Consider the following 3,243-nt stretch of genomic DNA (forward strand, 5'->3'; position numbering starts at 1 on the left):
CCTGTTGGTCCTGTTGCTCCCGTGGCTCCCGTTGGCCCTGTCGCCCCAGTTGCTCCGGTCACTCCGGTGGCTCCGGTCGGTCCTGTTGGACCCGTTTCTCCCGTGGCTCCGGTCGCTCCGGTTACTCCGGTTGGACCTGCTGCTCCTGTCGCTCCAGTTGCTCCTGTTGGCCCTGTGGCTCCTGTTGCTCCTGTCGGCCCTGTGGCTCCTGTTGCTCCTGTCGGCCCTGTGGCTCCTGTTGCTCCTGTCGGCCCTGTGGCTCCGGTGGCCCCGGTTGCTCCTGTCTCTCCTGTTGGCCCTGTGGCTCCTGTGACTCCTGTGACTCCTGTGGCTCCGGTTGCCCCGGTTGCTCCTGTTGCTCCTGTCTCTCCTGTTGGCCCTGTTGCTCCGGTGGCTCCCGTGGCCCCCGTTGCTCCGGTCGCTCCGGTTGCCCCTGTGGCTCCGGTTGCCCCGGTTGCTCCGGTTGCTCCGGTCGCTCCGGTTGCCCCTGTGGCTCCGGTTGCTCCGGTTGCTCCTGTCTCTCCTGTTGGCCCTGTTGCTCCGGTTGCTCCCGTGGCCCCCGTTGCTCCTGTCGCTCCCGTTGGCCCTGTCGCTCCCGTTGCTCCGGTTGCTCCGGTGACTCCTGTGGCCCCTGTCGCTCCGGTTGGCCCTGTGGCTCCTGTTGCTCCTGTTGCTCCTGTTGCTCCTGTTGCTCCCGTGGCTCCTGTTGCTCCCGTTGCTCCTGTTACTCCCGTTACTCCCGTTGCTCCTGTTGGTCCTGTTGCTCCCGTGGCTCCCGTTGGCCCTGTCGCCCCAGTTGCTCCGGTCACTCCGGTGGCTCCGGTCGGTCCTGTTGGACCCGTTTCTCCCGTGGCTCCGGTCGCTCCGGTTACTCCGGTTGGACCTGCTGCTCCTGTCGCTCCAGTTGCTCCTGTTGGCCCTGTTGCTCCTGTTGCTCCGGTTGTTCCCGTGGCTCCGGTTGGCCCTGTTGCTCCCGTGGCTCCGGTCGTTCCCGTTGCTCCTGTTGCTCCCGCTGCTCCTGTTGCCCCGGTGGCTCCGGTTGGTCCGGTTACCCCGGTGGCTCCGGTTGGCCCTGTCGCTCCCGTGGCCCCTGTCGCTCCCGTTGGCCCTGTTGCTCCTGTTGCTCCCGTTGCTCCTGTTGCTCCTGTTGCTCCTGTTGCTCCCGTTGCTCCTGTTACTCCTGTTGCTCCCGTTGCTCCTGTTACTCCCGTTACTCCCGTTGCTCCTGTTGGTCCTGTTGCTCCCGTGGCTCCCGTTGGCCCTGTCGCCCCAGTTGCTCCGGTCACTCCGGTGGCTCCGGTCGGTCCTGTTGGACCCGTTTCTCCCGTGGCTCCGGTCGCTCCGGTTACTCCGGTTGGACCTGCTGCTCCTGTCGCTCCAGTTGCTCCTGTTGGCCCTGTTGCTCCTGTTGCTCCGGTTGTTCCCGTGGCTCCGGTTGGCCCTGTTGCTCCCGTGGCTCCGGTCGTTCCCGTTGCTCCTGTTGCTCCCGCTGCTCCTGTTGCCCCGGTGGCTCCGGTTGGCCCTGTCGCTCCCGTGGCCCCTGTCGCTCCCGTTGGCCCTGTTGCTCCGGTTGTTCCCGTTGTTCCCGTCGCTCCGGTCGTTCCCGTTACCCCAGTTGCTCCGGTTGGCCCGGTAGCTCCCGTGGCCCCTGTCGCTCCGGTTACTCCCGTGGCTCCTGTCGCTCCTGTCGCTCCGGTTGCTCCTGTTGGCCCTGTTGGCCCTGTTGCTCCTGTTGCTCCTGTTGGACCCGTTTCTCCCGTGGCTCCAGTTACTCCGGTTGCTCCTGTTGCTCCCGTGGCTCCGGTTGCTCCTGTTGGCCCTGTTACTCCGGTTGCTCCTGTCGCTCCTGTCGCTCCGGTTACCCCGGTCGGTCCGGTGGCTCCCGTTGCTCCCGTTGCTCCTGTCGCTCCAGTAGGACCGGTTGGGCCAGGTGGACCGGTCGGAATAGGAGGACCATCTAAGGTTAATAAACCAATATCATCAATTAGCATGTCCGAAGCATTTACTTGCGGAAGACAATTGATTAAAACTAATGCCTGACTTGCTCCTAAAGGGACAGTAAATGTAGTTTGAGATATTTCTAGCCAAGTGTTAGTACTAACACTTGGTACATTTTGAGGTGGAATACTTATAATTATTCCATATTCAATAAAATTAAAGCCCACATCATAATAATTCACAGATAATGTTAAAGGTGTGGCGCTTAATGAATCAGAAACTTTAGAGATCGAGGCATAAAATTGATATGTTTCGCCTGGTATTATATTTGTTATTTGATAAATATAAGAATTAGTAAAAGTATTATTAAACAACAAACTATAAAAACCGGTATGACTATATAAAGAAGTGACTTCAGCATTTAACCCTATCCATGGGGAAAGGCTTCCTGATTCAAATCCACCATTTACAATTCTATTAATTATGATAATTACCTCCTCTCCTCATAAGATGTTATATATTTATTCTTTTCTCGATAAATTGAATTACCATTTACCTATAAACACATAATCTAAAACGTTCATCCACATATATTGAAACAAAAAAAAGAAGCCCTCGTAAAAAACGTGGACTTCTTTTTAAAAGTTTTGTTCACATTTACTCTACTCTTATTACTACTAAGGACGCTCCAACTCCTGCTTGTAAAGTTGCTGCTGCAACTACACCAAACAACTGAAGACCAATCTGTGTTCCCGCAGTTAAAGTTGTAATTATATCTGCTTCAAAGCTACTCAAAGTTAAAACTGGAGAAATAATTGTGCCAGGAATAGGGGTCCCACCTGCAACTGCCTGTGCCCCAACTAATAATCCCGCAGTTAAGTTTATTCTATAAGTGATATAGTATCTACCAGTTACTGGAACAGTAAATAATGTGGAGGTGCCATCTGCTATAAATCCATCTAAGCTCTGTACCCCTGGTAACGGTACTGGCGTTCCACCTAATACTACAGCCAGTAATCCTCCCGTCGTATTTACGGCAGACATACTGTTAGGTGTGACAGCAGCAGGACCTGTTGATCCAGTGGCCCCGGTGGCTCCCGTTGGTCCTGGTTCTCCGGTCGCTCCTGTGGCTCCCGTTGGTCCTGGTTCTCCGGTCGCTCCCGTGGCTCCTGTCGGTCCTGGTTCTCCGGTCGCTCCCGTGGCTCCCGTGGCTCCTGGTTCTCCGGTCGCTCCCGTTGGCCCTGGCTCTCCGGTCGCTCCCGTGGCTCCCGTTGGCCCTGGCTCTCCGGTCGCTCCCGTGGCTCC

The 3,243-nt window shown here is 56.5% G+C and carries 2 protein-coding genes; both read right to left on the reverse strand.

Annotated elements, in window-relative coordinates; genetic code table 11:
* Positions 1–2,429 (reverse strand): NTTRR-F1 domain (locus FN960_RS20615; RefSeq protein WP_143850755.1); only part of this gene is annotated, 2,429 nt, incomplete at its 3' end.
* A gap of 166 nt (positions 2,430–2,595) precedes the next feature.
* Positions 2,596–3,243: BclA C-terminal domain-containing protein (locus FN960_RS20620; RefSeq protein WP_143850754.1), on the reverse strand; the 648-nt coding region annotated here is incomplete at its 5' end.

This window comes from Alkalicoccobacillus porphyridii, assembly GCF_007293315.1.
GTDB classification, from domain to species: Bacteria; Bacillota; Bacilli; order Bacillales; family Bacillaceae_D; genus Alkalicoccobacillus; species Alkalicoccobacillus porphyridii.